Genomic DNA, 25,881 nt, shown 5'->3' with positions numbered 1-25,881 from the left:
TGATTCTATTTACTCACACTGCTTGTTATTTCGCAATAGTCTAAAAACGATCTGAAATACAAAAAAAACTGCCTCAGTTAATCGGCAGTTTCGTTGAGGTTCACGTTTCCTTCACAGCGCTCAAGCATTCTCTTGGATACCTGAAATCACCATTTCTTTATAAAATCCATCTTTCTTAAGCAGTTCTTCATGAGACCCTTTTTCAAGAATTTCCCCTTGATGTAACACAAGGATCTGATCTGCCCGCTGAATCGTATTCAATCGGTGGGCGATGACAAAGCTCGTTCTTCCTTCCATCAACTTCCACAGCGCGCGCTGGATCTGTATTTCTGTTCTCGTATCGATACTACTCGTGGCTTCGTCTAAAATTAAGATCGCAGGATCCGCTAGCACAGCCCGTGCAATCGATAATAACTGCCTTTGTCCATGGCTTATCCCTCCCCCATCTTGCTTTAGAACAGTGTGATATCCATTGGGGAGCTTCGATATAAAGGAATGAGCATTCGCTATCCTCGCAGCATTTCTAACCTCTTCATCCGTTGCTTCTAACCGACCATAACGGATGTTTTCTAATATACTTTCTTCAAATAATAGCGTATCTTGCAAAACAAACCCCATATTACCTCGCAAACTATCTCTTGTTATTGACGCGATCTCTTTTCCGTCAATTTCAATCGTTCCTTCATCGATCTCATAAAATCTCATGAGTAAGTTTAAGATCGTTGTTTTGCCAGCTCCAGTCGGTCCAACGATCGCTACTGATTCACCTGGTTGTGCAGAGAAGGTTATGCCCTTCAACGTATCTTGGTCTTTTTCATATCCAAACGAAACTTCTCTAAAAGAAACGTGACCCTCTACGTCTTTTAATACAGTTGCGTCATTGCGATCTCTTTGTTCTTCCTTTTCATCCAGAACAACAAAAACCCTTTCAGCCCCAGCAACTGCAGAGAGTATCGTATTAAACTGATTCGCTAGATCATTTAAAGGTCTTGTAAACTGTCTTGAATACTGAATGAAAGCAACGATTACTCCAATTGTGACTAACCCTTCAAGTGCAAGCCACCCTCCTGCTGCCGCGATCAATACGAAGCTTAAATTGTTTAACACGTTCATTAGCTTTGGAATAAAACCTGAATATGTTAATGCCCAAAAGCCTGATTTTCGCAACTCATCACTTTCTTTTGCAAACTGCTTTTTCACTCTTTCTTCTTGTGAAAAAGTTTTTACGATCTGTTGACCTGAAATCGTTTCTTCGATGACGCCGTTTAACGTTCCCAAATTACGCTGCTGTTCTTTAAAATAATACCCTGTACGCTTCGTTATCCATTTCATACCAAGGAACATGAGTGGAATGATTGTAAACGTGATTAAGGTTAGCAGCGGGCTCAACCAAATCATGATAGCAACTGTACCGATTAATGTTAAAACACTAGAGAAGATTTGAATGACGGAGCTGTTTAACGTTTTGCTTACATTCTCGATATCATTCGTTAGCCGGCTCATAAGCTCGCCGTGTGTCTTCTTATCAAAATAAGGAATAGGAAGGCGCTGGAAGTGATGAAAAAGATCTTTTCTCATATATAAAACCGTTTTTTGTGCGATGCCGATCATCCAGAAATTCTGTAAATAGGTGACGATCGACTGAAGAAAATAAATTCCGATCAACACGAATAGTAGAGGTAGCAGACCATTTAAGTCCCCCTTAACTAAATAATCGTCGATCGCCACACTAGTTAAGTAAGGACCGAGTAGACCAAAGACCGAGCTCATCAGAACAAGCAAAAGGACCAAAGATAGGAGACCTTTCTTCACAGATAGATAGCTCCAGATTCTTTTCACAGTTCCTTTTATGTCATCAGGCCTCTTCTTACTTTTAAGATGTCCTCTCGGCATGATCTACCTCCTCACCGTACTGCGAAGAATAAATATCCTGGTACGTTTCATTCTCACTTAGCAGCCTCATGTGTGTGCCCTTCCCTACCACTTCTCCATCGTCGAGCACGATGATTTGATCGGCATCTTTCACAGAACTTATCTTCTGTGCGATCAGTAAGATGAGCCCTTGAAATTTACTGTTTCTAAGAGAGTCTTGTAATTTCGCTTCAGTTTTTAAATCCAGTGCACTGGTGCTATCATCTAGAATTAATATTTCAGGATTTCGAATGAGAGCTCTCGCAATAGACAGCCGTTGTTTTTGACCGCCTGAGAGATTGACACCTTTTTGACCGAGCTCCGTTTCATACTTCTTTGGAAGCGTCATAATAAACTCGTGAATTTGAGCTGTTTTTGCAGCCTCAACGATTTCTTCCATCGTTGCATCCTCTTTTCCCCACCGAATGTTTTCACCGATCGTATCACTGAAAAGCATCACTTCTTGAGGAACGACTCCAATGGCTCTTCTAAGCTCTTCAACCTGTATTTCGTTTAAATGGACCCCGTTCCATTTGATTTCACCTGAATCTGGTTCGTAAAGGCGGGGGATCAGCTGTATTAGCGAAGTCTTCCCAGTCCCTGTAGAACCTAAAATGCCAATGAATTGCCCTCGCTTTAAACTGAAAGTAATATTCTTTAACACCTCTGTATCAGGGTATGAGAAATGGATGTTCGAAAATTCCAATGTGCGTAGAGGCAGCGACAAAGGCTTGCTAGAACCCTGAGTATCTGTCTCTGTCGCAAAGACCTCATCCATACGATGAACAGAAGCTCTAGCACGTGAAAGAATCATTAAGATGAAAGAAAACATCGAGAGCGCAACCGTTATCCGTGTGCCATAGGTAATGATAGCAGCAACATCTCCAACTCTCGTACCTCCACCGATAATTTTGACCCCTCCAAACCAAATAACAGCTACGATCCCAATGTTCATGATGATCAATAATACGGGTGTCGCTAGTTCGATCAGTCGTAAAGAAGCCACGTTTCGGTCAAACAGATCGTCATTCACTACTTTGAACCGATCTTGTTCGTATCTGCTTCGCCTTAGCGCTTTTATTAAACGAATGCCTACTAAATTCTCTCTCATCACGCCGTTCACTCGATCAAGCTTCTCCTGCACGAGTGCGAATAAAGCGATTCCTTTTTTCATGACATAAAAGAGAAAGGCGATAACGATCGGTATAGCGACCGTTAACAAAAGAGCAATTTGCCAATCTACAATAAGAGCCATCACAATCCCCCCTACAACAAGAAGAGGTGCTCTCACCATAATTCGAAGTCCCATAAAAATAACAAGCTGGACCTGGTTCACATCATTCGTAAGCCTTGTGATAAGAGAAGATGTTGGAAAACGATTGAAATCGATAAAAGAGAACGATTGAATCTTTTCAAACAGCGCCTCCCTCAAATCATACGCGAATTGCTGACTGACATAAGAGGCAAGGTACGTATTGATGATCGAGGTAATAAAAGAAAAAATCGTAAGACCGAGCATGAATAGCCCGACTGATTTAATGACAGATAGGTCCCTCTCTATAATGCCGTTATCGATGATGTCGGCCATTAATAGAGGTAACCACAGTTCGACCGCTAGCTCCACAAGCATTAGTAAAGCAGCGATGATCGCAGCCTTACGATAAGGATAAATAAAAGAAAAAATTTTGCGCATGACCCCTCCAAAACACTCTGACATCTCTTACACTTTACCATATTTTTCAGAATATTTAGGGCTACGAAAATTATGACACCAAAAAAAAGAAACCGGCTAAAAAGCCGATCCCTTACCTATTACTTTTAGAAACCATCAGTTCGAGCTCACCCTCAAGTTCAAACTCATTCATAGTCGATGGGATGATAAAATGATCTCCTTGTTTTATAAAGTGTGAAGAACCTCCTGAAGAAATTTCACCTTCACCACTCAATACGCTTACTAATAAGTAGCGTGCATCCAGTTTATTCGTAAATACCCCATCGATCTCCCAATGATACACTGTAAAATAAGTAGAGTCGATCAGCTTTGTTTGCCTTAATCCTTCTTGATTTGAAACGATTGGTTCAAACTCAGGATCACGATGAGGGATTGTAGAAACTTCTTTGGATCTCTCGATATGAAGCTCGCGCTTATTGCCCTGATCATCCGTACGATCATAGTCATAAACACGATACGTCGTATCAGAACTCTGTTGCGTTTCAAGAATCATCGTTCCTGCTCCAATCGCATGGATCGTACCACTCGGAACAAAATAGAATTGCCCTGGCTCGATCGGAACACGTCGAAGCAAGCTATCCCACTCTCCATTATCGATCATCTCTGTAAACTCCGATTTTGTTTTAGCATGGTGACCAAAGATAAGCTCAGCACCAGGGTCACAATCGATGATATACCAGCATTCCGTCTTACCGTATGCTTCATTTTCAACGTTCCTCGCGTATGTATCGTCGGGATGAACCTGTACAGATAAATCACGATTTGCATCCAAAATTTTCACTAATAATGGAAAGTGATCTCCCTCTTCATCTCCGAATAAATTTCGATGTTCATCCCATATGTTGTTCAATGTTTGACCTTCGAGAGGTCCGTTCTTAATTTCACATGGTCCATTCTGATGAGCGGAAATCCCCCAGCATTCACCAGTTGTTTCAGACGGGATATCATAGCCAAAAATATCATTAAGCTTAGTGCCACCCCAGATTCGATCTTTGAATTCAGGCTTTAAAAAAAGCGGTTCATGTTGATACACAATTATTCCTCCTCATTTTGTTCTTAGTTCTTTTCGTTTATTCCAGCCATAGCAGCTCCAATCAATCCTGCATGATCTCCTAGGACCGCAGGCTCGATGACAACTTTTCCACGTAACCCTTCATATAGATAGCCGTCCACTTTTTTTCTAAGGAGCGAGAACAGCTCGTTTTGGGCATTCATTACGCCTCCACCAAGGATAAATACTGATGGGTCAAGTGTATGAACAAGGTTTGCGATTCCGATGGCAAGTGCATCCATCGCTTCACTTATGATCGCGATAGCAGCTTGGTTCCCTTCATCCGCCATGGCGAAGACCTCTTTTGCTCCGCCCTCAATTCCAAGCCTCGCCTTGCCCTCTCTACCGATTGCAGTTCCAGAAGCCAATGCTTCGAGGGAACCTGCATTCATATTAGCATGCTTCGGACCATTCGGCTTGATGATCATGTTTCCGATTTCTGCACCATAGCCATGTTCTCCTTGCACGATCTTATTCTGTAACACGTATCCTCCGCCTACTCCAGTACTGACCGTAATGTAAAAGGAACTTTGTTTGCCCTTTCCCGCTCCATACATCGCTTCACCTAGAGCAGCGGCGTCAGCATCATTTATTAGGAGAGTTGGAATACTCACTTCTTTCTGAACGATTTCCGTAATCGGAACATCCTTCCACCCTGGCAGGTTAGGTGGTGACATGACAATACCGTCGAAAGGATTTAACGGTCCAGGTGACCCAATCCCTATTGTTTCTACTTTATAAGTATCGGTCAACTCTTTTATCAAGTCGATCATTCTTGCGATAATAGAAGTGTATCCAGACGTCGCGATCGTAGGGGTTTGCCTGACTTGAAGTAAATGTCCTTGTTCATCTGTTACGCCAACTCGGAGGTTCGTTCCTCCTAAATCTATACCCATATAGTAGTTTCCCAAAATATCCCCTCCTGCCATTTCTTATTTTTATATGCTACCATGAATTGCGAAAAGATATAGCACGTATTTACAATTCTTTCAATAATCATCACACATCGTCATAAATTGCTAAATTTTGAAAAATTTCTAGGAATTTCGTTGACTACTAGTAGTGCTCTGATAAACTATTATTAAACTAACAAATTAGGTGACAAACATGGTATTTGACGGTATTTTACTAGCCATTCTCATTGGTTTCCTAAGAAAAGGGAGCTTAAAAGGCTTTGCGTATTTATCCTTCCGCGCTGGGTGGATATTCCCACTCTTACTTCTGATCGAGATAGGAGTTTTTGTCTATCAATCTTCCTATGCATGGATTGGAAAGTATAGTGGAGTACTATTTATGCTTATCTACGTCGTCGGCATGGCTTTTCTGTGGTTAAACCGCAAGATGAACATTGGTATTCCAATCCTATTGCTAGGTGTATTACTAAACTTTATCGTCATGGCACTGAATGGCGGTCGAATGCCAGTATCACTAGAAGCTGCTGCCATATTAGATCCTGCATATGCAAGCGCTATCCAAAACGGGTTATATGGAAAGCATGCAGTCCTTACCGATTCAACGTTACTAGGATTCCTTGGCGATGTGATACCAATAACCGACCCTTATCCAAAAGATCAGGTGATTAGCTTTGGCGACATCGTCATGAATATAGGTATTTTTATCTTTATACAGCGAGTCATGGTAAAGAATCGACATCCAGAAGGTTCATCTTCCGCGACTAAGACGCTGTCTACTTAAAGGAGGTGACAGCATGGAAAGAAAAGAAGGCATTAAGCTAACTGGTATCATCGTTAATATTGCTATTATTTCTACCGCCTTAATCGCATTAACTTCTGGATTTAAATTAGTTTAATTGATGAAGAGGAGCACCCCGTGCTCCTCCAACTTCAAACTAAATTTAAATGAGAGTGGTGGAAACATGAAGGGCATATTTCAAAATAACAACTACCTAGTGAACGTATACCTTAGCGCGGTATCTGTTGCTGGAATCTTATTATACATCTCAAGCTACTCTATGACGCCACTTAAATGGAGTCTGGCCTTCACGTTTATTACTGCGATTCTCCTCCTAAACCACTATACGATCTTGTTGCCTCCAAGCGGTAACTCCTTATCTATGGATTCAGCGATTTACCTGGCAATTCTGTTTGTATTTGGTTTAGATATGTCGCTAACAATCTTACTATTCACTTCTCTTATCTATGCTGTGTATCAAAAGCAAGTCGTTTGGTGGAAACACCTCTTTAACTTTTCGATCTACGTTATCATGATCGTCAGCACGTATCATTCTTTTTTATTAACAGGTGGAGAACTCAGTTCAATAACGGTTTTAAATATTTCTTCATACCTTGCGTCTTTTAGCGTTTACTTTCTCTTAAACGTATTATTTATCGGTCTATTTTTTCTTTTAACTCAAACTCAGAGCTTATTCATGGTGATTAAAGGAATGCTAAAAGAAACAATATCAAGCTATCTGATCACCCTCGTACTTTCATTGATACTTGTATTATTAATGAAGCAACAGGTGTTTCTGGGTATTTTTCTATTTACGCTCGTAGCGATCCTTTTATCTGTCTCATTTAAACAGTACTTTCAGCTTTACCAGGAAGTTTCAGAGAAGGCAGATATGGATCACTTAACGGAATTATATAACCATGGTTATTTTAAGAATTTATTAGAAAAAGAGATCGATAAAGCTAAACGATCAGGGGATGCTCTTTCACTCGGCCTATTGGATTTAGATGATTTTAAGAAATACAATGATCTTCACGGTCACTTGCAGGGTGATCGTTTACTCAAGCATTTCGGTGCTGAAATGAAGAGGATGGCCAAGTCAGATTTCACTGTGGCAAGATATGGCGGCGAAGAATTCGCGGTGTTGATGCCTGGGCTATCTCAGCTAGAAGCTTATCGTTTTATTAATCAGCTGAGAAAACAAGTCAACGATATCTACTTTGAAGGAGTCGAGGTTCTCCCTCATGGCTGCCTATCTTTCTCAGCAGGCGTGATTGAATACAACCTTGAACTCTATAATTCAACTGAAATGATTGAAAAAGCCGATCAGGCGATGTACTTTGCGAAAACAAAAGGAAAGAATAACGTGTCCCTTTACGATACTGAAAATCTTCCTGTGGACACGTTTCAATATCAACAGGAAATGGACCACCTTGAACAGCAGCTGCGTATCTTTTTATATAAAGATGTCTATACGTATCGTCACAGTAGACGAGTTTATGAGTATGCCATTCAATTCAGCAACAAGTTAAACCTGAATATGACAGACCGCAAAACGCTCATTATGGGAGCTCTTATACATGATATAGGAAAGTTAGAAATCCCGAGAGATGTGATCAATAAAAAAGGGAAGCTTACAAAAGAAGAATGGGAAATGGTTCAAAAACACGTGATCTGGGGAAGAGAAATCGTTTCTACCGACCGAGAGCTTCACGATCTGCTGCCTCTTGTCGAACTGCATCATGAACGCTTCGATGGAAAGGGATATCCATATGGAATGAGCGGCTATGAGATTCCTAGACTCGTTCGTATGCTGACTGTAATCGACTCGTTCGATGCAATGACAACCGAACGACCTTATCAGGAAACGAAATCTTTCTCGGAAGCAATCGATGAATTAAAGAGTTGCTCAGGGTCTCAATTTGATCCACAGCTTGTTGAAGCTTTCATCGAAGTGATCGAAGAGTCTCCAACACTAGATACGGGTAAGATTGACCAGGAGCAGCCCGTACAGGCAAACCCATAAAAAAAGCAGAGCATGAGCGCTCTGCTTTTTTATATTTTTTAAACTTTTGCTTCTGCTATCGTATTGATCATGATTCGAATGGAATCTCGAATACTATTGAACGGAAACCCTGTATGAGCAGAATGGTGTAACGTCATTTCAAAAGTCGGTGGCACATGCACGAATCCTGCTGGCGTGTCGATGTTATTCTGTTCAAGAACATGAAGCACACTGTACATAACGTTATTACATAAGTACGTCCCTGCCGTATTAGAAATCTCTGCAGGTATTCCATTTTGCAAGAGGGCATCCGTCATTCGTTTGATAGGCAACGTTGAAAAGTATGCGGCTGGGCCGCCTTCTACAATCGGTTCATCTTCAGGAGCGTTCCCCGTGTTGTCCTCAACACTATCGTTCACATTGATCGCAATTCGTTCAGGTGTAATCTTGGTACGATCTGCGGCTAAACCAAGCATGATGATCGCACTTGGCTTACACTCTTCCACATACGTGAGCAATCTTTCAGAAGCCTGTTTAAAATCGACTGGCAATACACGCCCAATAATCTCAAATCCTCCAACCATTTCTTCATCCATCTCACGAACAATTGATTCAGTAGGGTTATGTCGATGTTCAAGAAAAGGTTCAAACCCTGTTAATAATAACCTATCCATTCTATTCGCCCCTTTCATCTTGGGGTCAGGCACCTACCAGTCCCCCAATAAATAAAATTAAAAAAACAAGTGAAAGGCCTACAAGAAACGTAATTCCCAGCTTTCGAATAGCAGGCGGGAATCGTTCCGTCATCGGAACTCGAATAAGAAAGATTAAAATTGCTAAAGAAAAGATTAGTAGCAGAAAGTATCCCAATACTCTAACACCACCGTTTCATTCTTACTACTATACCTTCCTCTTCCCCATTACATTTAGTTTTAATCGGGTATAAAAAAAGTCATGCAAACCTACGCATGACCTTCGTACTATTATGTCAAACTCTACAATGAAACGTGATTTTTCTTATACCCTTGAGGGTGGTGCTGGTGCCAATTCCATGCATGCTCAACAATTTGTTGAAGCTCTGGATAAACAGGCTGCCATCCGAGTTGCTCGATCGCTTTTTGAGACGATGCGATCAATATAGCGGGATCACCTGCACGACGAGGCGCTTCTTCTGCTACTATCGCTGTTTGGGTTACATTCCGGCATGTGTCGATCACTTCTTTTACAGTGAAGCCTTTTCCATTCCCTAGGTTAAAAATCGCACTCTCATCAGTTGTTTTCATTCGCTTTAACGCTAGGTAATGCGCTTGAGCAAGATCTAACACGTGAATGTAGTCTCTGACGCATGTGCCATCCTTTGTCGGATAGTCACTACCAAAGATTGAAACTTTCTCACGTTGTCCAAGAGCAGCTTGAAGAACGATCGGAATCAAGTGAGATTCAGGATCATGATCTTCTCCAATACGCCCTTCAGGATCAGCACCTGCTGCATTAAAATACCTAAGCGATGTAGATTTCAAACCATAAGCCTCATCACACCAGCGAAGCATGTTTTCAATGGCGAGTTTTGTTTCCCCATACGGATTCGTCGGAACCGTAGGATCACTCTCTTCGATCGGTGTTCTCTTAGGGTTTCCATAAGTTGCGGCAGTTGAAGAGAAAACGATGTACTTCACTTGATGCAGAACGAGCTTAGAAACAAGAGCATGAGATCCAGTCACATTGTTACGGTAGTATTCTAATGGATTTGCTACGCTCTCCCCGACAAGTGAACTCGCAGCAAAGTGAATAACGGAATCAATGTCGTGATCATTGAAAATTTGATCTAAAACTTTTCCATCTGTTAAATCTGCTTGGTAAAAAGGAACGTCTGTAAAAGCTTCTGCATGCCCCTTCGATAAATTGTCGAGTACAACGACTTCTTCTCCTTGCTCTTTTAAATACATAACAGTATGACTACCTATGTATCCTGCTCCCCCGGTTACTAAAATTGCCATTTTTTATCCCCTCCATCATCATAGTACCTGTTATCTCGCGTCGAATCTACACGTTATTTCCCGGAAAATAGTAAAAATTATTATAAGGGCTCTTGAATCCATCAAATACTGACTATGAACTCTCTTAAATTACAAAACGAATAAAGGAACATAGGTAATGGCGTCGAAATTAGTTTTAGGCAAGATTTTATTAATTCGACTTTAGAAACTTCACCAAGAAAAAACAGGAAAATCCAACTAATTTATGTTAGTATGGAAAAGGAATTTATAGGGAAATAGAAACATAAATTAACTAGATATTGGGAGGAATTCCAACGTGAGAGTGAGAAAAGCGATCATACCTGCAGCTGGTCTTGGAACACGTTTTTTACCAGCTACCAAAGCACAACCTAAAGAAATGCTGCCAATCGTTGATAAACCTACAATTCAATATATTGTAGAAGAAGCTGTCGCGGCTGGTATTGAAGATATTATTATCGTTAGTGGCCGTGGAAAGCGTGCAATCGAGGATCATTTTGATAAGTCCTATGAACTTGAAGAAACGCTTACTAAGAAACAAAAAACAAAGATGCTGAATGAAGTTAAAGAAATCTCTAACCTTGCAAACATTCATTACATACGTCAAAAAGAACCTAAAGGGCTAGGTCATGCGATTAATTGTGCTAGCCGGTTTATCGGAAACGAGCCATTTGCGGTTCTTCTTGGAGATGACATCGTGCGATCTGAGAAACCATGTATCGGGCAATTGATGGAAAGCTACAACAGATACCGAACGTCGATTGTTGGAGTTCAACAAGTTCCTAGTGAAGACGTTTCTAAATACGGTGTCATCGCACCAAAAGGAGAACAAATCGATAACGGCATCATTCCAATCCAATCTCTCGTTGAGAAGCCAGCATTAGAAGAAGCACCTTCTAATTATGCGATACTCGGCCGTTATATTCTCACACCTGAAATCTTCTCGATCCTCGATACACAGACAACCGGTGCTGGTGGAGAAATCCAGTTAACCGATGCGATCAAACGATTGAACGAACAACAAGCCGTATTTGCTCATGAATTCGACGGCATGCGTTACGACGTTGGAGATAAATTCGGTTTTATCAAGGCAACGATCGACTTCGCTTTATATCGTCCTGAACTTCGAGAGGATGTTATGAACTACTTGAAACAAGTAGTCGAACAAGAACTCGCTACAAAGAAATAATGAAATCCGCATTCCATTCTCGGAATGCGGATTTTTAAAACTTCGATAAGATTTGCACGCTTTGCAGGAATATTGCTAATTCATACGAAAGTATAGTATTTATATACTTTCGTATGCAAAATTATTCAACGGGGCGTGATGATACATATGCTGGAAGATTTACCGAACGTTAAAAAGGGTTTTAACCATTCTACATTCAGTCCTATTACGATTTCAAGAGAGAATGAAATCGACACTTTTCATAGATTATTAGTAGGAAAAAGCAGCGGAATCCTTTCGATACATGGTCACTCTGGGACAGGTAAGAGTGAATTACTTATGCACTTCCGTTTAAAAGCACGACGGAACGGAACACCTTTCTACCTCGTGAATGCCCAATACACAAGAGCTGACCCAACTTCATTTTTACACGCATTACTCGAGCAAATGGGGCCAGCTTCTCCTTCTGTTTCACCACTTGAGGCGATCTTCATGCACATTCAACACCTTGAGAAAGAGGGAATTCGCACGGTTATCGCCATTGACTCATATGAACATTATGAAAAGCTAGATGAATGGTTTCGACAGTCCTTTCTCCCCTCCCTACCTTCATCGATCATTTTCATTTTTTGTGGAAGAAAACCACTTAATACTTATTGGAAATCTTCTATATGGCACCCTTTTATTAACTCGATCGAGCTTCGTTCGTTAACGTATGAGCAATTTCAACTTATGATCAAGACGTCAACAGATAGTTATTTACAGAAAATTTGGCACCACTCGAAAGGAAACCCTTTTGCCATCTCACACCTTGTCTATTCCTCTAATACAGCTCTTAAACTAGATGAAAAACTCGTACAAGAAACCTATCAGTATGTAGTGCGAGAATGGATGAGAGAAGTTACGGACGATAAGATGGTGCCTTATATAGAGGCAGCTGTATTTGGAATTCAGATTTACCAGGAAAAGATAGAAGCGATTCTTACAACCTCCTTATCTAGAAGAGAGTTCGAGCGTCTCACCTCATATTCTTTTGTTAAAGAAACCGCGGATGGTTGGAAACTTCATCCTCTTTTCCAAAACGCTTTGAAAACAGACCTAATGAAACGAAAACCAACGTATTATCATGAATTATGGAAAAACGCGCTGATGTATTGTCGGAAATTCATCGAACAAAACGACCACGTGATTAGAATCAATGAGGTCAATGACTTTTTCTACCTTTTAAAAGATCGAATGATTCATTCTTCGCCGTTCAACAATGAAAATATTTCGATGTATTCTCTCACCTCAGCTCAACAGAAGGACTGGGGTGACATTCATTCTTTCCTTGATAATGATAAAGAGCGCTTCTCGAAAGGTTCTTACATAACAAAGGAATCACTTGATGACATCGGATTACAACACATTAAACTTCTGAGAAATGAAAAAGGAGTCGTGCGAGGGATGACCGTTACGATTCCGATTCAATCAACTACGATCGATTTATTAAAAGAAAGCTTCGTCACTCGAAGCTACTTTTCAAAGTTGTCAAATACTGAAGAAAAACGAATCCGCCATGCTAGTGAGCCATGTGGTTGGGTTATCCGCTACCTGGATGTGAAAGATAAAAGCCAAGAAGACGAGCTATACGCATTGCTTTATCATCTCCTTCCGCTTGTATTGACCGAAGGAATACTCGTTGCTTCTACCCCTGTCGTCTACTTTCAGAACCTTCTCGAACAATTTAACTTTGAAGAAATTCCTGAAGCATCTCACGACGATTACGGAATGCACGCACGTTCGAAAACGTACGAGCTCGACTTAAAAAACAAGCGTTTATCTCAGTATCTTGATAATTTCGCACGCGCGATCGGCGTGACATTCAATCAGACGCCGTTGGATCGCTATGGATTCACTCCTCGTGAAAAAGAAGTAGCCAATCTCGTCATCGAAGGGAAATCAAATGCGAGAATAGCGAATGAACTATCTTTAACTGAAATCACGGTAAAAAAACACTTAACTCGAATTTATGCAAAGCTTCATGTAAAAAACCGAACAGAACTAACAAAACGAATATTAGGAGGCTAGTATGGAGCGCACAACAATTTATTTAGTGCGTCATGCACATTCTACCTATACGCCAGATGAGTATGGTCGTGGACTTTCACAAAAAGGGACTGCTGACGCGAATAAAGTAACGGAATTAATGACGGAACATCAAGTGGACGTGGTGCTTTCGAGCCCTTATCGTCGTGCGATTGCTACTGTTGAAGGAATTGCAAAAGAGATCGGTCAAGATGTGATCGTAGTCGAGAATCTAAAAGAGCGCCTTTTAGCTGGAAAACCTGTAGAGGACTTTAATGCAGCGATCAATGCGGTTTGGAGCGACGAAACATTCTCATTCGTTGGAGGAGAGTCGAATGTGGATGCCCGTCGAAGAGGAGTACAAGAATTAAAGAGAATTCTTCGTACGTATGAAGGTAAGAACGTGGTAATCGGTACTCACGGAAATATTATGGTGTTACTCATGAGTTATTTTGACGATCGTTATGATGTAACGTTCTGGAAGAGTCTTGATATGCCTGATATTTACAAACTATCATTTCACGCGGAAGACCTTGATCATGTAGAAAGAATATGGAGTGCACCACAAAAACAAACAACCTCATAATCGACACCAAACCCCCGTTTTGAAAGAGAGCATACTCTTTTAAAACGGGGGTTTCGATGTTAAACAAACGTTTGATTAAGGCTGCTCCCATTCGCTTCTGAGTAAGCCCATAATGACGGTATCATAGTACTTTCCATCAACATACTCATTTTGGCGTAATCGCCCTTCTACCTTGAATCCGCACTTTTCATATGCTCTGATCGCACGAGCGTTTCCACTCCATGTGTCTAGCTGAATGCGCTGCATGTTTAATTGATGAAATAAATAACGAATCATTACCTTAATCGCATCACTTCCGTACCCTTTTCCCCAATAGGCTTTATCGCCAATCGTAATGCCCATCACGGCGGACCTCGTAATGATGTTCACATCACGGTAATCTGCAATCCCTATTATTCTACCTTCCAAATCGAGAATAGAAAATACGCCATTCTCCGCTCGATCCATTTTGACGATCGTTTCATACGTACTTTCTACTTGTTCACGAGATACGTGTGTTAAAAGAGGAGAATTGCCTACAGCGAAGAGACTCACCTCATCATCGTTTCTCCACTGATAGATATCTTCCATATCTTCAAGCGCAACAGCGCGTAGTTGAGTTAAGCTTCCATTCATCATTCCTTCATCCTTTTCTCTTAAAAAAGAGGCACTCTATTCCATCAGTCCCTCTTCGATTAATTTTGCTTCAAGCTTAGGTGTTAAATTTCGATTTGCAGGGGCTTGTGGTCCTCGACCTACAAAGTCTTCACTACAATGTGTTTCCGTGATGTAGAACGCATTATAAAGAAGTCGCCTGTCTTTGATCGTTATACCCCCGTTAGGAAAAAGATACGTACAATTCTCATCGATTTTCGTACGTTTGTCTTTACGATCTACATAATAAAACTCATCTGTAACGGTTCCATATTCCATTTCTTCAGTAGAAGTTAGAAACATTCCATTCTTATCGTAACGAATGACGGTGAACCCTTTTTCCTTTTTCAACTTTGGTGCTCCCTCTACATTATAGACGGTGATCAATTGACCTTCGAAGCCTTCTGGAATCAAATGCAGCGTATCTGTTTTGTCATGGTTAGTAGAAGCTTTAGACGAACATGAAACCATACTTACAACCACAAGTGTCAAAACAAGTAGCTTGCTCCATCTCATTTCTGCTTCGCCCCCATTATATAAACCAACTCTATGAATAGTTCGACACCTACAAGAAAGTTCCTTCAGTTCAAGAACGGTGCCTGTCACCCCCCGCTATTTGTCGAAGAAAATATCAGACTATGGACTGATACGAAACCATCCTCGTGACCGGTTTAATCCAACTAATATCTGCGTACACTGGAAGTAGAAAGAGAGAGGTAACACAGGAGAGAGCTACCGGAGAATCTTTAATAAACAGGCTGTTATATGAATAGGATGAAAGATAAAAGGAGGGTATACTATGATATTTCTAATGAAGAATTTCTTCAAACCACAACCAAAACTCAAGGAAGCATTTAGAAAACATCGCGACCGTCACATCGACCGGCTTTCCGATCACCAATACCATATATAAACCCCTGGATCTTTCTTAGATCCAGGGGTCTTTTTATCACTTCACTGTTTTCGTCATTTCTTCAAGCTTTAAAATCGCATTGAACAGTTCCTCTGGTGATACCTGCTTCGTAATATGAATCGTCTCTTCCTCTTTTGTTGCATATTTTGATACCGCTTTAGCCTGGACATCACTAGTGATACCAAGTTCAGCGAGTGATAATGGTAACTCTACTAACTCATAGAAAGGGATCAACTCTTTGATCTCATCCCATCGCTCTTCTAAAGCGAGCTGGGCGAGTATCCCATATGCCACTTTTTCCCCATGGAGAAAAGAGTGTGTTTCAGGCTGATGCGTTAATGCGTTATGGATGGCATGCGCTCCAGCAACCCGCCCATACTGATCGCCGAAACCTCCTACCATTCCGCTTGTTAAGAGATTCGTTTCGATCACTTTTATAAACGATTCACTTAGATGGTTGTTTCTCTGATCGACCAATGCTTTCTCTCCATGTTCTAACAGCACATCACGACAGCTTTTCGCAGCAACATACGCAAAATGAATCGGTACTGAATGTGAAGGAAGCGTTTCGATGATGCTTCTCGCTTCATACCATTTTGCGAGTGTATCTCCAATTCCAGCACGTAGGAATCCAGGCGGTGAGTCGAGCAAGATTTCAGGTTCCACTAAAACAAGGTGCGTGCTCCTTGGGTAAACAATATGTTTTTGGAACTCTCCTTCCTCTGAATAAATCACACTGAGAGGCGTACACGCTGCACATGTTGAAGCGAGTGTAGGTATAAGTGCAGTTTCAATCAATAGTTCATTCGCAACTGCTTTTGCAACATCAAGAACCTTACCACCTCCCACACCGATGATAAGATCGGCACCATGAAGTCGAGCGAGCTCAGCTTGCCTTGTTATCTCAGCATTTGAGCACTCTCCTCTGTACCTCGAATACGCTACTTTGAATCTGGAGAGATCAGGTAGATAAGGAGTAGCTGCATCCCAAGATTTTTCTCCGTGAATAAAAAAAATGTTTTGGAACCCACCTTGCTCCAATCGATCTGGAAGTTCATCCAAAACACCTTGCTGACACTGATAGTGCCCCGGGGTTGCTCGAACATGAATTGGTTCCATAAGAAAACTCCTTTCGTGAGTCTAGTCCTTCTTAAGCCGTGCTGCCATTACATTACCGAGAGATTGAAGCCCCTGAACGAGTACGATCAGCAAGAACACCGTTACGTACATCACGTCGACTTCGTAACGAAGATGCCCATAGCGATAAGCAAGGTCACCTAATCCACCTGCTCCGACAAGCCCTGCCATCGCGGTGGCTCCGATCAAACCAATCGTCGCAATCGTAAGTCCTAATACGATGGAAGAACGCGATTCTCTTACAAGTACATGCCAGATGATATGACGTGTCTTAATCCCCATCGCCTCATATGCTTCAACGACGCCTCGATCCACCTCAAGAAGAGCGGACTCCATCAACCTTGCTATGTAAGGAGCAGTAAAGACGACGAGCGGCACGATCACGCCCTTCACTCCGATCGTAGTGCCTGCGATAAACTTTGTAAAAGGCAGGATGAAAAACAATAAGATGATGAACGGGATGGACCTGATCACATTGATCACAGCGTTTAACAATCGAAAAAGGATCTTGTTATCTAGCGCCTTCCCAGGTCTTGTTAGCACGAGAAGCACACCGAGTGGTAATCCTAACAGCACTGAAATTAACAGCGAGATTCCCACCATCTGGAACGTTTCGATGATCGCACTCCAAATATCCGCGCCCCATAGATCGATAAATTCCGAAATCTTAGCTGACATGCGCGTTCACCTCCGGTACATACCCTTCTACAAAAATTCCCCGTTCTTCTAAGAACATAACCGCTCTCTTCGTTTCTAAATCTTCTCCTTCAAGATGAACGACTAATCTACCAAAAGGTTGATCCTTAAGTTGCGTAATATTCCCTGCAAGAATAGATGGATAAATATCAAAGTTTTTACTAAGGAGCGCAAGTGCAGGCTTTCCTGACGATTCTCCTACGAAGGAAAGCGTCACGATTTGTCCCTTCGACTCAAGCTTCTTCACGAGGGATTCAGGTACGTCATCTTGAAACAGCGATTGTACGAATCGTTTCGTCGTAGGCGTCTTTGGTCTGCTAAATAGATCAACAACGGGTCCTTGTTCAATGATGCGTCCGTTTTCCATCACGGCCACTTCATGACAAATCTTTTGAACCACGTGCATTTCATGTGTAATGAGTAAAATCGTTAGTCCGAACTCCTGGTTGATTTGCTCTAGTAAAGATAAAATCGACTCAGTTGTGTCTGGATCGAGCGCGCTCGTTGCTTCGTCACAAAGAAGAACTTCTGGTTCATGCGCTAGCGCGCGTGCAATCGCTACTCTTTGTTTCTGTCCACCTGAGAGCTGTCCAGGATACACGTCGATCTTATCTTCTAGTCCTACAATCTGTAGATACTTTCTTACACGCGAATCGATTTCCTTTTTTGAAACGCCAGTGAGCTTAAGGGGGATGGCGATATTTTGATAAACCGTCCCCGTTTTTAATAGATTGAACGACTGAAAGATCATTCCGATTCGCTGACGTGTTTTCTTTAACTTGCCAGCTGATAGACCGGTTAACTCTACATCATTAATGAACACTTTCCCTTCTGTTGGTCTCTCTAACAGATTGACCGTTCGAACGAGGGTACTTTTACCAGCGCCACTATAACCGATCACACCATAGATCTTTCCCTTTTCAACGTTAAGGTCAACGCTATCCAGAGCCTTCGTAACAGTAGTTCCGGTTTGAAACGCTTTTGAGATATTTTCTAGTCGTATCATTTCCTTCTCTCCTTTACCGAAATTACCAGGATGCTATGACTGAGCCGTTGAATTCTTCTTTAATAAACTTCTTAACTTCATCTGACTGATAATAGTCCACTAGTTTATTGATTCTCTCGTCGTCTTTATTCTCGGTTTTTGTTGCGATTACGTTCACCCAAGGAGAATCTTCTGGTTCCATTACGAGAGAATCTTCAGTTGGAACCCGACCGCTTTCCATCGCATAGTTCGTGTTGATCGCAGCGATGGCAAGCTCACCTAGCTGTCTTGGAATCTGCGATGCTTCAAGAGGAACAAACTCAAGATTCAACGGGTTCTTCTCAATATCCTTAATCGTTGCTTCAACACCTACACCGTCTTTTAATTCAATGATCCCTGCTTCCTCAAACAACATAAGAGCTCGGGGTTCTCCAGTAGAGTGATTCGGTAATCCTACTTTGTCACCTTTCTTCAAATTATCAAGGTTCTCATATTGATCGGAATAGATGCCCATCGGAAAATTAATCGTCGTCGCAACCTTAGATAATTCCATTCCGCGCTCTTCTACAAAATCATTTAAATACGGTTCGTGCTGAAAAACATTCGCATCGAGTTCCCCTTCATCAAGAGCCTTGTTAGGCATAACGTAATCGTTAAACGCCACTACATCGATCTCGAAACCATCTTTCTCAGCAACTTCTTTTACTTTCTTCATCACATCTTCATGCGGACCCGCTGTTACCCCTACCTTTAGCGGCCCTTCGTTTGAATCACCTGACTCTGCACTGCCAGAACACCCAGCTGCGACAATTAATAATAATGCACCTACTAGTAGTGATAGTTTCTTCATTCTCCTAACTCCCTTTCTCTCCTATAGTCATTTAAAGCGTCTTTGCACTAAATTACGTAAACGCACGATATCACCAGAGCGTCGGTTCCCTCCTTTGTTTCAAACCCCATAAACGAAAAAACTCTCTCTGATGAACAGAGAGAGTTGGGTGTTTTGCACTATGTAACTCTCTCTCATCTTTCAAACGATCGCTCGTTTGCTGGAATTAGCACCTTTCTCACGAACTGAGATGGTTGCCGGGCGTCAATGGGCCAGTCCCTCCGCCACTCTTGATAAGAGTTTGAATTATTCATATTGTTTAACTATTCTCAATAGTATAGTACCTCACTCACCGAACGTCAAGGGCTTTTTCGACGTGGTACCGATGCGGTGCCTGTCACCCCTCACATTATGTCGATTAATTTTTCTCGCTTTCGAGGTGTTCATCAAACCAGCCGATCAGATGGTTCAATCGCTCTACCCTTAACTCAGGATGTCCGTTTCTTGAAAGGTTATGATCTGATTCTGGAAATCTTACAAACTTCGTCTTTTTCTCACGGTGCTTCAACGCAACGAACAACTGCTCACCTTGCTCGATCGGGCATCGGTGGTCCAGTTCGCTGTGGAGAATAAGAAGCGGTGTTTTGATTTGATCAACATATTTCAATGGTGAATGATTCCATAGCTTTGTTGGATCTTCATCGAGGTCAGCTCCCACTTCCCACTTAGTGAAGAAATAACCTATGTCGCTTACTCCGTAGAAGCTTAACCAGTTGGAGATCGAGCGCTGCGTTACAGCCGCCTTGAACACATTCGTTTTGCCAACGATCCAGTTCGTCATGAATCCGCCATAGCTGCCGCCTGTAACGAACAATTTCTCAGAATCTATGAAGCTCGTTTGCGCGACAGCTGCTTCTATCCCTGCCATGACATCGTCATAGTCGCCGCCACCATAGTCGCCACGGCATCCATTCACGAACTCCTGACCATATCCTTGACTACCGCGAGGATTCGTATAGACTACTGCATATCCTCTTGATGCAAGAAGCTGAAATTCGTGCATGAATGAATTCCCATACATCATGTGGGGACCGCCATGAATTTCTAAAACTGTTGGATACTGCTTCCCTTCCTCGAAGGAAGTCGGTTTCATGATCCACCCCTGTATATTCAGTCCATCTCTGCTTTCATAGGTGTACGGTTGTGGAGTGGAAAGCGAATCCGCACTCAACACCTCTTCATTACAGGAAGTGATTCTTTCTATCGAGCTTTCTCCTTCTAAGGATAGCGTATAGATATCACCAACATTCACCGGATCACTGATCGCTACCGCAGCTTCACCACCCGCTACGTGAAGTGCGTAGTGGTGCCTGTCACCCCCCGCTATTTGTCGAAGGGTGCCATCTAGATGAATGGAATAGATTCCTGTGTTTCCATGTTCACTCGCAAGGAAATAGAGTGTCTTGCCGTCTTCGTTCCACACCGCTCCAGACGGCTCAATTCCCCAATGGAGATCTGAAATGAGAACATCTGAACACTCGAGGTCGATTGTGTCTGTAAGGCACGTAAATGTCTTCGATTCAATCTTAACCGTCCAAACTTTATTCAGCGTCGCACTCTCATACTCAAAGTTATGTCCAATGAAAGATAGCGATGAACCATCTGGAGACCATCGTGGAGCTATGAAACTACTTCCTTCAGAATTAAGCCGCTCAGCTTCACGTCCTTCTCCAAGATTCTGAATAAACAGATCCGATTGGACATATGAACCTTTCTCTTCCCGTCTACTTCTTACGTATGCAATTTGTTTACCATTAGGAGACCAGCTAGCGTCCGAGTGATTCAGTTCAGCATCCGTCACCCAGTTTTCATCCCCAGTCTTTCGATCGATTACGACGACCTGTGTATGTTTACCCTTGAGAAAACCTTTTCCATCTGCTTTGTAATGCAGCTCTTCGACGACGAGTGCTTTCTTTCTTTTTTCTTCCTTCTCATCTCCACCTTTAGGAGTGCTCTCACTCAACACGAGAAGTTCAGTCCCGTCAGGATTCCAAACAGGGCGACTTGCTCCATTTTTTAGAGAGGTTACCTGTTCGGCTTCACCTCCGAAAGCAGATATGATCCATATTTGATTTTCTCCCGAACGGTTTGAAACAAACGCGATTTCCTTTCCATTAGGAGACCATCTTGGAGAAGAATCAAGATGGCGAGACCCGGGCGATGTCCAGGCCACTTCTTCACCACTCTCACGATCGATCATGACGAGATAAGAAGCATACTCTCGATCCTCAGTAATTTTTTTCTTCACATAGATCACTTTTTTACCGTCAGGAGAAAGCTGAGGGTCTCCTACAAATACCAGGTCATATAGTGACGTTGCCTGGAGATTCTCTTTCTCTATCTTTGTTTTCATCTAAACACCTCTCCTCATCGTTTCAAATAAATAGAAATACACCTGCTACTGACATTCCTGTAAGTCCGGTGCCTGCTCCGTAACATATAAGAATTCCACTTACGAGCACTCGTTCCTTCCAATCTGTAAAAGTCGGGTCCCTCTTCACCTGCTCATCGACACGTTCCATGGAGCGAGACCGTGGCACGATCATTCGGTGGATCTTAGAAAAACCTTCGAACAATAAAGTTAGGAAGCCACTTTTAAACACCACTAAAATCGTTCCAACCGTTAGCGCAATAATCCCCCAATAAAATGAACGATTAACAAATTGAATAGCGTCGCCTTGAGTAAACCAAAACATGATCGTCACAATAAAAGATCCTAGCAAAGCTAGTCCATACCTTCGCATCTCGCTCACCCTTTCAAGGTAAAGGAAGATCTGCTGAGCAGATCTTCCTCCATTACATTATTTCTTTTCAGCATAGCGTAGGTCAGGGTACCTGTTGACTGGATAGACGATTCCGTCATAGTCTTGTGAAGTTAAGTAGTTTTGAGAATAATGATAGACAGGCATAAACGGCATATCTTCCATCAACACATCCTCTGCTTTATGCAAGAGTTCCATTCGCTTTTCCTCATCCTGCACCATCTTAGACTCCGCGATGAGCGAATCGTATTCTTCGTTCACCCAGTTTGTACGGTTGTTAGGGCTATCGCCTAGGTAGTATTCTAGAATAGGTGTCGGATCAACATAGACTCCGATCCACCCCATTCGTGCCATCTGGAAGTTACCTTGCTTCGTAGTATCAAGGTAAGTCTTCCATTCCTGGTTGTTAAGTGTTACTTCAATACCGAGGTTCTGCTTCAGCATTTCCTGAACACCTTCTGCGATTTTCTTATGGTTATCAGAAGTGTTGTACATCAGTTCGACTGCCGGAAGTTCGCTCCAGCCCTCTTCTTGCTTTGCTTCTTCGATCAATTGCTTCGCTTTATCATAATCTTCTTCGAAATAGTCCCCACCTTGTTCTCTGAAATCACCGTTTGGCGTATCAACACCTTCAGGAACAAAACCGTATGCTGGTGTTTCACCCGCTTGTGAGATATCTTCCGTAATGGATTTGCGGTCGATCGCCATCGCGAAGGCTTTTCTTACTTTTTCATTTGTAAAAGGCTCCTTGTCGACATTGAACATATACATGTATGTGCCGAAATATGGCGTGATCTTGAAGTCTTCGCTTTCTTTTTCAGAAGAAATCACGTCGATCGGCAGCGTATGGATCATGTCCAGTTCACCCGATTTATACATTTGATAATACGTTGTTGCATCGTTAACCATTTTCCACGTAATCTTCTCCATATTGATGCTTTCTTTATCCCAATAGGAATCGCTCTTCTCAATCGAAAGCTCGTTGTCATGCTTCCAGCTCGTCATGTGATATGCACCGTTACTGACGATCGAGTCTGCCTCAGCGGACCAATTTTCGTTTCCTTCAACAACCGATTGGTTCACAGGATAAAACGTCCAGAAAGAAAGCAGTCTCTCGATAAATCCAGTAGGAGCGTTGAGTTCTACTTCTAACGTCTTGTCATCTACTGCCGTAATACCAACATCCTCAACAGAACCTTCTCCTTTGTTATAAGCTTCAGCGCCTTTGATGTAGTACATGTAAAATGCGAACGAGCTACCCGTTTCAGGGTTCAACACACGCTTCCATGCAAATTCAAAATCACCTGCAGTGATCGGATCTCCATTCGACCATTCAGCATCTCTTAGTGTAAACGTGTACGTGCGATCATCATCAGACACGTCTGTTTTTTCAGCGAGTGCAGGCTCGATTTCACCGCTCTTATTTTTACGATACAAGCCTTCGAATAAATGATCGAGTACCCACCCTGATGTCGTATCTGTTGCAAGAGCAGGATCCATGGAAGGCGGCTCGCTCATCGCATTCACTGTTATTTCTTGCTTGCCTTCACCATCTCCAGAGGCGTCTTCCCCACCGCAAGCTGCAAGAAATGGAACGACGGTTAACACCATGATTAGACTATAGATCAGTTTTTTCATTCGTTTCTCCTCCTTCATTCGTGTAAAGATGACAGGCTACCCAATGGTTTTCTTTCGCCTCTCTCCACTCTGGCACGATCTCACGACATACTTCCATCGCATGCGGGCACCTCGTTCTAAAACGGCAGCCAGACGGAGGTGAGATTGGACTTGGTAAATCACCTTCAAGCATGATCCGTTCTCGTTCACTCGCTTCTTTTGGATTCGGAACAGGTATGGCAGAAAGTAGGGCTTGCGTATAAGGATGAAGCGGCTCGTCGAATAATGAATCACTATCTGTAAGCTCCATCAAGTTGCCAAGATACATCACTCCGATCCGATCACTGATATGCTTCACCATCCCTAGATCGTGAGCGATGAATAAATAAGTCAGCCCTTCTTCTTCTTTTAAATCTTCCATCAAGTTTACAATTTGCGCCTGGATCGACACATCGAGTGCAGAAATCGGCTCATCTGCAACGATGAAGTCAGGCTCTACCGCTAATGCTCTCGCGATCCCGATACGCTGCCTTTGTCCCCCACTAAATTCATGAGGATAGCGCTTTGCATGCTCAGCGCTCAATCCAACTTTTTCTAAAAGTTGAAAAACACGTTCTTTTCGTTTCTTTCCTTTCAAGAGATCATGAGCATCGATCCCTTCTGCAATAATGTCCATCACCCGCATCCGTGGATTAAGAGAAGCTTCCGGATCCTGAAAGATCATTTGCATCGTACGGTTAAGATCCCGGGCTTCTTTTCCTTTTACGTGATTCGTATCGCGTCCGTTGTAGACGATACGACCATCAGTCGCCTGGTGAAGGCCCACAATCGTCCGACCGAGCGTCGATTTTCCACTGCCGCTTTCACCTACTAATCCGAACGTTTCGCCTTTTTTAATGAAAAAAGAAATGTCGTCCACAGCTTTTAACGATTGATTTTTTCCTACGTTAAAATACTTTTTCACCTGCTGAACTTCGACTAGTGCATCACTCATACATCGTTCCCTCCTGCAGCAACAAAGTCATTAGCGTTCGGTGCCCTCGTGTCGTTCAACCAGCACCGTGCCTGGTGTGTTTCTGAGGTTTTGATCGGGTCTGGCATCTGATCGATACAGATTTCCATCGCATAGTCACACCTTGCAGCGAAAGGACACCCTGCTGGAGGAGCAAAAAGATCTGGCGGTGACCCTTCGATCGGAACGAGCCGCTCTTTTTCATGCTTGCCTTTCTCGTAGCGCGGTACCGACTTCAACAATCCCCATGTGTAAGGGTGTTTCGGAGTTTCGAAAATTTCTTCCACATCCCCACTCTCAACGATCACCCCCGCGTACATCACAGCAACACGCTGGGCAACTTCAGCAACCACCCCTAGATCATGGGTGATGATCATAATCGACGTACCGAGACGTACTTGGATATCTTTTAATAAATCTAGAATCTGGGCTTGAATCGTTACATCCAGCGCTGTTGTCGGCTCATCAGCAATTAAGAGCTTTGGCTCACAGGAGAGCGCCATCGCGATCAACACCCGCTGTCTCATTCCTCCACTCAATTCGTGTGGGTACTGACGGTAGCGCTTCTCCGGATTTGGGATGCCTACTAAATCGAGAAGCTCGATCGTTCGGTCATGGATTTTAGAACGTGAATAATTGGTATGTTTTTTGATCGTTTCTGCAATCTGAGAACCGATTCTCATCGTAGGATTAAGTGACGTCATCGGATCCTGTGAAATCAAACCGATCTCAGAGCCTTTCAACTTCTGCATCTGTTTTTTGGATAACCCTAATAGTTCTTTTCCATTAAACGTTACGCTACCGCTTTTAATTCTGCTGACCTTCTTTGGAAGGAGACCCATGATCGACTGAGCCGTTACACTTTTTCCACAGCCGCTTTCTCCAACAATGGCAAGCACTTCGCCCTGTTTGATATGAAAGTCAACGCCTCGTACAGCTTTGACTTCTCCACCATACGTTTTAAACGATACGCGTAAATCATTTACATCGAGTAATCGACTCATCTATTT

At 42.5% G+C, this 25,881-nt stretch carries 22 protein-coding genes and 1 riboswitch; of the genes, 5 read left to right on the top strand and 17 right to left on the bottom strand.

Going from position 1 to position 25,881, the window contains the following annotated elements; all coding sequences use genetic code 11:
* Window positions 1-120: 120 nt before the first annotated feature.
* From ACXAEY_RS03085 to ACXAEY_RS03070, 4 genes are all read right to left on the bottom strand, one after another.
* The gene (locus ACXAEY_RS03085) at window positions 121-1,893 is read right to left on the bottom strand and encodes an ABC transporter ATP-binding protein (protein ID WP_474810429.1); all 1,773 of its coding nucleotides are present in this window, start codon (window positions 1,891-1,893) and stop codon (window positions 121-123) included.
* Entirely contained in the window at window positions 1,874-3,604 is a 1,731-nt protein-coding gene (locus tag ACXAEY_RS03080) for an ABC transporter ATP-binding protein (protein WP_474810428.1), read from the bottom strand. Before ACXAEY_RS03080 ends, ACXAEY_RS03085 begins: the two co-directional genes overlap by 20 nt.
* Window positions 3,605-3,716: 112 nt before the next feature.
* Window positions 3,717-4,676 (bottom strand): mannose-6-phosphate isomerase, class I, encoded by a 960-nt coding sequence (manA, locus tag ACXAEY_RS03075; protein WP_474810427.1) that lies wholly within the window; start codon window positions 4,674-4,676, stop codon window positions 3,717-3,719.
* A gap of 23 nt (window positions 4,677-4,699) precedes the next feature.
* Window positions 4,700-5,605, bottom strand: coding sequence for an ROK family protein (locus tag ACXAEY_RS03070; RefSeq protein WP_474810426.1), 906 nt, complete (start codon window positions 5,603-5,605; stop codon window positions 4,700-4,702).
* Between the two features lie 196 nt (window positions 5,606-5,801).
* On the opposite strand from ACXAEY_RS03070, the gene ACXAEY_RS03065 reads away from it, so the two are divergent.
* Together ACXAEY_RS03065 and ACXAEY_RS03060 are read left to right on the top strand one after the other, a co-directional pair.
* Window positions 5,802-6,389, top strand: a complete 588-nt coding sequence (locus ACXAEY_RS03065) for a DUF5317 domain-containing protein (RefSeq protein ID WP_474810425.1) — start codon at window positions 5,802-5,804, stop codon at window positions 6,387-6,389.
* Window positions 6,390-6,570: 181 nt separating this feature from the next.
* Window positions 6,571-8,412, top strand: coding sequence for a bifunctional diguanylate cyclase/phosphohydrolase (locus tag ACXAEY_RS03060; protein WP_474810424.1), 1,842 nt, complete (start codon window positions 6,571-6,573; stop codon window positions 8,410-8,412).
* Window positions 8,413-8,450: 38 nt separating this feature from the next.
* On the opposite strand, the gene pcp is transcribed toward ACXAEY_RS03060, so the two are convergent.
* A complete protein-coding gene (gene pcp, locus ACXAEY_RS03055; protein WP_474810423.1) occupies window positions 8,451-9,065 on the bottom strand; it encodes a pyroglutamyl-peptidase I in 615 nt (204 codons plus the stop codon).
* A gap of 321 nt (window positions 9,066-9,386) precedes the next feature.
* On the bottom strand, window positions 9,387-10,388 hold the full coding sequence (galE, locus tag ACXAEY_RS03050) for a UDP-glucose 4-epimerase GalE (protein WP_270180163.1): 1,002 nt from the start codon (window positions 10,386-10,388) through the stop codon (window positions 9,387-9,389).
* A 316-nt stretch (window positions 10,389-10,704) separates the two neighbouring features.
* Between galE and galU the strand changes: the two genes are divergently transcribed.
* The 3 genes from galU (at window position 10,705) to ACXAEY_RS03035 (ending at window position 14,227) form a co-directional block, all read left to right on the top strand.
* Window positions 10,705-11,595 carry a UTP--glucose-1-phosphate uridylyltransferase GalU gene (gene galU, locus ACXAEY_RS03045; RefSeq protein WP_270180164.1) on the top strand — a complete coding sequence of 297 codons (891 nt, stop codon included), beginning with the start codon at window positions 10,705-10,707 and terminating at the stop codon, window positions 11,593-11,595.
* Between the two features lie 138 nt (window positions 11,596-11,733).
* Window positions 11,734-13,644, top strand: a complete 1,911-nt coding sequence (locus tag ACXAEY_RS03040) for a response regulator transcription factor (RefSeq protein ID WP_474810422.1) — start codon at window positions 11,734-11,736, stop codon at window positions 13,642-13,644.
* A 1-nt stretch (window position 13,645) separates the two neighbouring features.
* Window positions 13,646-14,227 (top strand): histidine phosphatase family protein, encoded by a 582-nt coding sequence (locus ACXAEY_RS03035; protein WP_474810421.1) that lies wholly within the window; start codon window positions 13,646-13,648, stop codon window positions 14,225-14,227.
* Between the two features lie 75 nt (window positions 14,228-14,302).
* Here the strand turns inward: ACXAEY_RS03035 and ACXAEY_RS03030 are convergent, their stop codons facing one another.
* The 11 genes from ACXAEY_RS03030 to ACXAEY_RS02980 form a co-directional block, all read right to left on the bottom strand.
* Entirely contained in the window at window positions 14,303-14,842 is a 540-nt protein-coding gene (locus ACXAEY_RS03030; RefSeq protein ID WP_474810420.1) for a GNAT family N-acetyltransferase, read from the bottom strand.
* A 36-nt stretch (window positions 14,843-14,878) separates the two neighbouring features.
* Window positions 14,879-15,376 (bottom strand): DUF6843 domain-containing protein, encoded by a 498-nt coding sequence (locus ACXAEY_RS03025; protein ID WP_474810419.1) that lies wholly within the window; start codon window positions 15,374-15,376, stop codon window positions 14,879-14,881.
* A gap of 433 nt (window positions 15,377-15,809) precedes the next feature.
* A complete protein-coding gene (locus tag ACXAEY_RS03020) occupies window positions 15,810-16,892 on the bottom strand; it encodes an iron-containing alcohol dehydrogenase family protein (RefSeq protein WP_474810418.1) in 1,083 nt (360 codons plus the stop codon).
* Between the two features lie 21 nt (window positions 16,893-16,913).
* Entirely contained in the window at window positions 16,914-17,588 is a 675-nt protein-coding gene (locus ACXAEY_RS03015; RefSeq protein ID WP_270180170.1) for a methionine ABC transporter permease, read from the bottom strand.
* Window positions 17,578-18,612 (bottom strand): methionine ABC transporter ATP-binding protein, encoded by a 1,035-nt coding sequence (locus ACXAEY_RS03010; RefSeq protein ID WP_474810417.1) that lies wholly within the window; start codon window positions 18,610-18,612, stop codon window positions 17,578-17,580. The genes ACXAEY_RS03015 and ACXAEY_RS03010 overlap by 11 nt, the downstream gene beginning before the upstream one ends.
* Window positions 18,613-18,634: 22 nt before the next feature.
* On the bottom strand, window positions 18,635-19,441 hold the full coding sequence (locus ACXAEY_RS03005; RefSeq protein ID WP_474810416.1) for a MetQ/NlpA family ABC transporter substrate-binding protein: 807 nt from the start codon (window positions 19,439-19,441) through the stop codon (window positions 18,635-18,637).
* Window positions 19,442-19,611: 170 nt separating this feature from the next.
* A riboswitch (SAM riboswitch) is annotated at window positions 19,612-19,720 on the bottom strand.
* A gap of 118 nt (window positions 19,721-19,838) precedes the next feature.
* Window positions 19,839-21,833 carry a S9 family peptidase gene (locus tag ACXAEY_RS03000; RefSeq protein WP_474810415.1) on the bottom strand — a complete coding sequence of 665 codons (1,995 nt, stop codon included), beginning with the start codon at window positions 21,831-21,833 and terminating at the stop codon, window positions 19,839-19,841.
* Between the two features lie 22 nt (window positions 21,834-21,855).
* On the bottom strand, window positions 21,856-22,224 hold the full coding sequence (locus ACXAEY_RS02995) for a DUF3899 domain-containing protein (RefSeq protein ID WP_474810414.1): 369 nt from the start codon (window positions 22,222-22,224) through the stop codon (window positions 21,856-21,858).
* A gap of 57 nt (window positions 22,225-22,281) precedes the next feature.
* Window positions 22,282-23,880 carry a peptide ABC transporter substrate-binding protein gene (locus ACXAEY_RS02990; RefSeq protein WP_474810413.1) on the bottom strand — a complete coding sequence of 533 codons (1,599 nt, stop codon included), beginning with the start codon at window positions 23,878-23,880 and terminating at the stop codon, window positions 22,282-22,284.
* Complete coding sequence (locus ACXAEY_RS02985) at window positions 23,861-24,853, bottom strand: ABC transporter ATP-binding protein (RefSeq protein ID WP_474810411.1); 993 nt, start codon at window positions 24,851-24,853, stop codon at window positions 23,861-23,863. The genes ACXAEY_RS02990 and ACXAEY_RS02985 overlap by 20 nt, the downstream gene beginning before the upstream one ends.
* The gene (locus tag ACXAEY_RS02980; protein ID WP_474810410.1) at window positions 24,850-25,875 is read right to left on the bottom strand and encodes an ABC transporter ATP-binding protein; all 1,026 of its coding nucleotides are present in this window, start codon (window positions 25,873-25,875) and stop codon (window positions 24,850-24,852) included. Before ACXAEY_RS02980 ends, ACXAEY_RS02985 begins: the two co-directional genes overlap by 4 nt.
* Window positions 25,876-25,881 lie beyond the last annotated feature (6 nt).

The organism is Anaerobacillus sp. ABA4_114 (assembly GCF_056159065.1).
This window is presented reverse-complemented; position numbering and strand designations above follow the sequence as displayed.

Excerpts from the sequence above, each read along its gene's own strand:
- ACXAEY_RS03085 (WP_474810429.1), bottom strand. The coding sequence starts at position 1,893 with ATGCCGAGAGGACATCTTAAAAGTAAGAAGAGGCCTGATGACATAAAA.
- ACXAEY_RS03080 (WP_474810428.1), bottom strand. The coding sequence starts at position 3,604 with ATGCGCAAAATTTTTTCTTTTATTTATCCTTATCGTAAGGCTGCGATC.
- ACXAEY_RS03065 (WP_474810425.1), top strand. The coding sequence starts at position 5,802 with ATGGTATTTGACGGTATTTTACTAGCCATTCTCATTGGTTTCCTAAGA.
- ACXAEY_RS03060 (WP_474810424.1), top strand. The coding sequence starts at position 6,571 with ATGAAGGGCATATTTCAAAATAACAACTACCTAGTGAACGTATACCTT.
- pcp (WP_474810423.1), bottom strand. The coding sequence starts at position 9,065 with ATGGATAGGTTATTATTAACAGGGTTTGAACCTTTTCTTGAACATCGA.
- galE (WP_270180163.1), bottom strand. The coding sequence starts at position 10,388 with ATGGCAATTTTAGTAACCGGGGGAGCAGGATACATAGGTAGTCATACT.
- ACXAEY_RS03040 (WP_474810422.1), top strand. The coding sequence starts at position 11,734 with ATGATACATATGCTGGAAGATTTACCGAACGTTAAAAAGGGTTTTAAC.
- ACXAEY_RS03035 (WP_474810421.1), top strand. The coding sequence starts at position 13,646 with ATGGAGCGCACAACAATTTATTTAGTGCGTCATGCACATTCTACCTAT.
- ACXAEY_RS03030 (WP_474810420.1), bottom strand. The coding sequence starts at position 14,842 with ATGAATGGAAGCTTAACTCAACTACGCGCTGTTGCGCTTGAAGATATG.
- ACXAEY_RS03025 (WP_474810419.1), bottom strand. The coding sequence starts at position 15,376 with ATGAGATGGAGCAAGCTACTTGTTTTGACACTTGTGGTTGTAAGTATG.
- ACXAEY_RS03020 (WP_474810418.1), bottom strand. The coding sequence starts at position 16,892 with ATGGAACCAATTCATGTTCGAGCAACCCCGGGGCACTATCAGTGTCAG.
- ACXAEY_RS03015 (WP_270180170.1), bottom strand. The coding sequence starts at position 17,588 with ATGTCAGCTAAGATTTCGGAATTTATCGATCTATGGGGCGCGGATATT.
- ACXAEY_RS03010 (WP_474810417.1), bottom strand. The coding sequence starts at position 18,612 with ATGATACGACTAGAAAATATCTCAAAAGCGTTTCAAACCGGAACTACT.
- ACXAEY_RS03005 (WP_474810416.1), bottom strand. The coding sequence starts at position 19,441 with ATGAAGAAACTATCACTACTAGTAGGTGCATTATTATTAATTGTCGCA.
- ACXAEY_RS03000 (WP_474810415.1), bottom strand. The coding sequence starts at position 21,833 with ATGAAAACAAAGATAGAGAAAGAGAATCTCCAGGCAACGTCACTATAT.
- ACXAEY_RS02995 (WP_474810414.1), bottom strand. The coding sequence starts at position 22,224 with ATGCGAAGGTATGGACTAGCTTTGCTAGGATCTTTTATTGTGACGATC.
- ACXAEY_RS02990 (WP_474810413.1), bottom strand. The coding sequence starts at position 23,880 with ATGAAAAAACTGATCTATAGTCTAATCATGGTGTTAACCGTCGTTCCA.
- ACXAEY_RS02985 (WP_474810411.1), bottom strand. The coding sequence starts at position 24,853 with ATGAGTGATGCACTAGTCGAAGTTCAGCAGGTGAAAAAGTATTTTAAC.
- ACXAEY_RS02980 (WP_474810410.1), bottom strand. The coding sequence starts at position 25,875 with ATGAGTCGATTACTCGATGTAAATGATTTACGCGTATCGTTTAAAACG.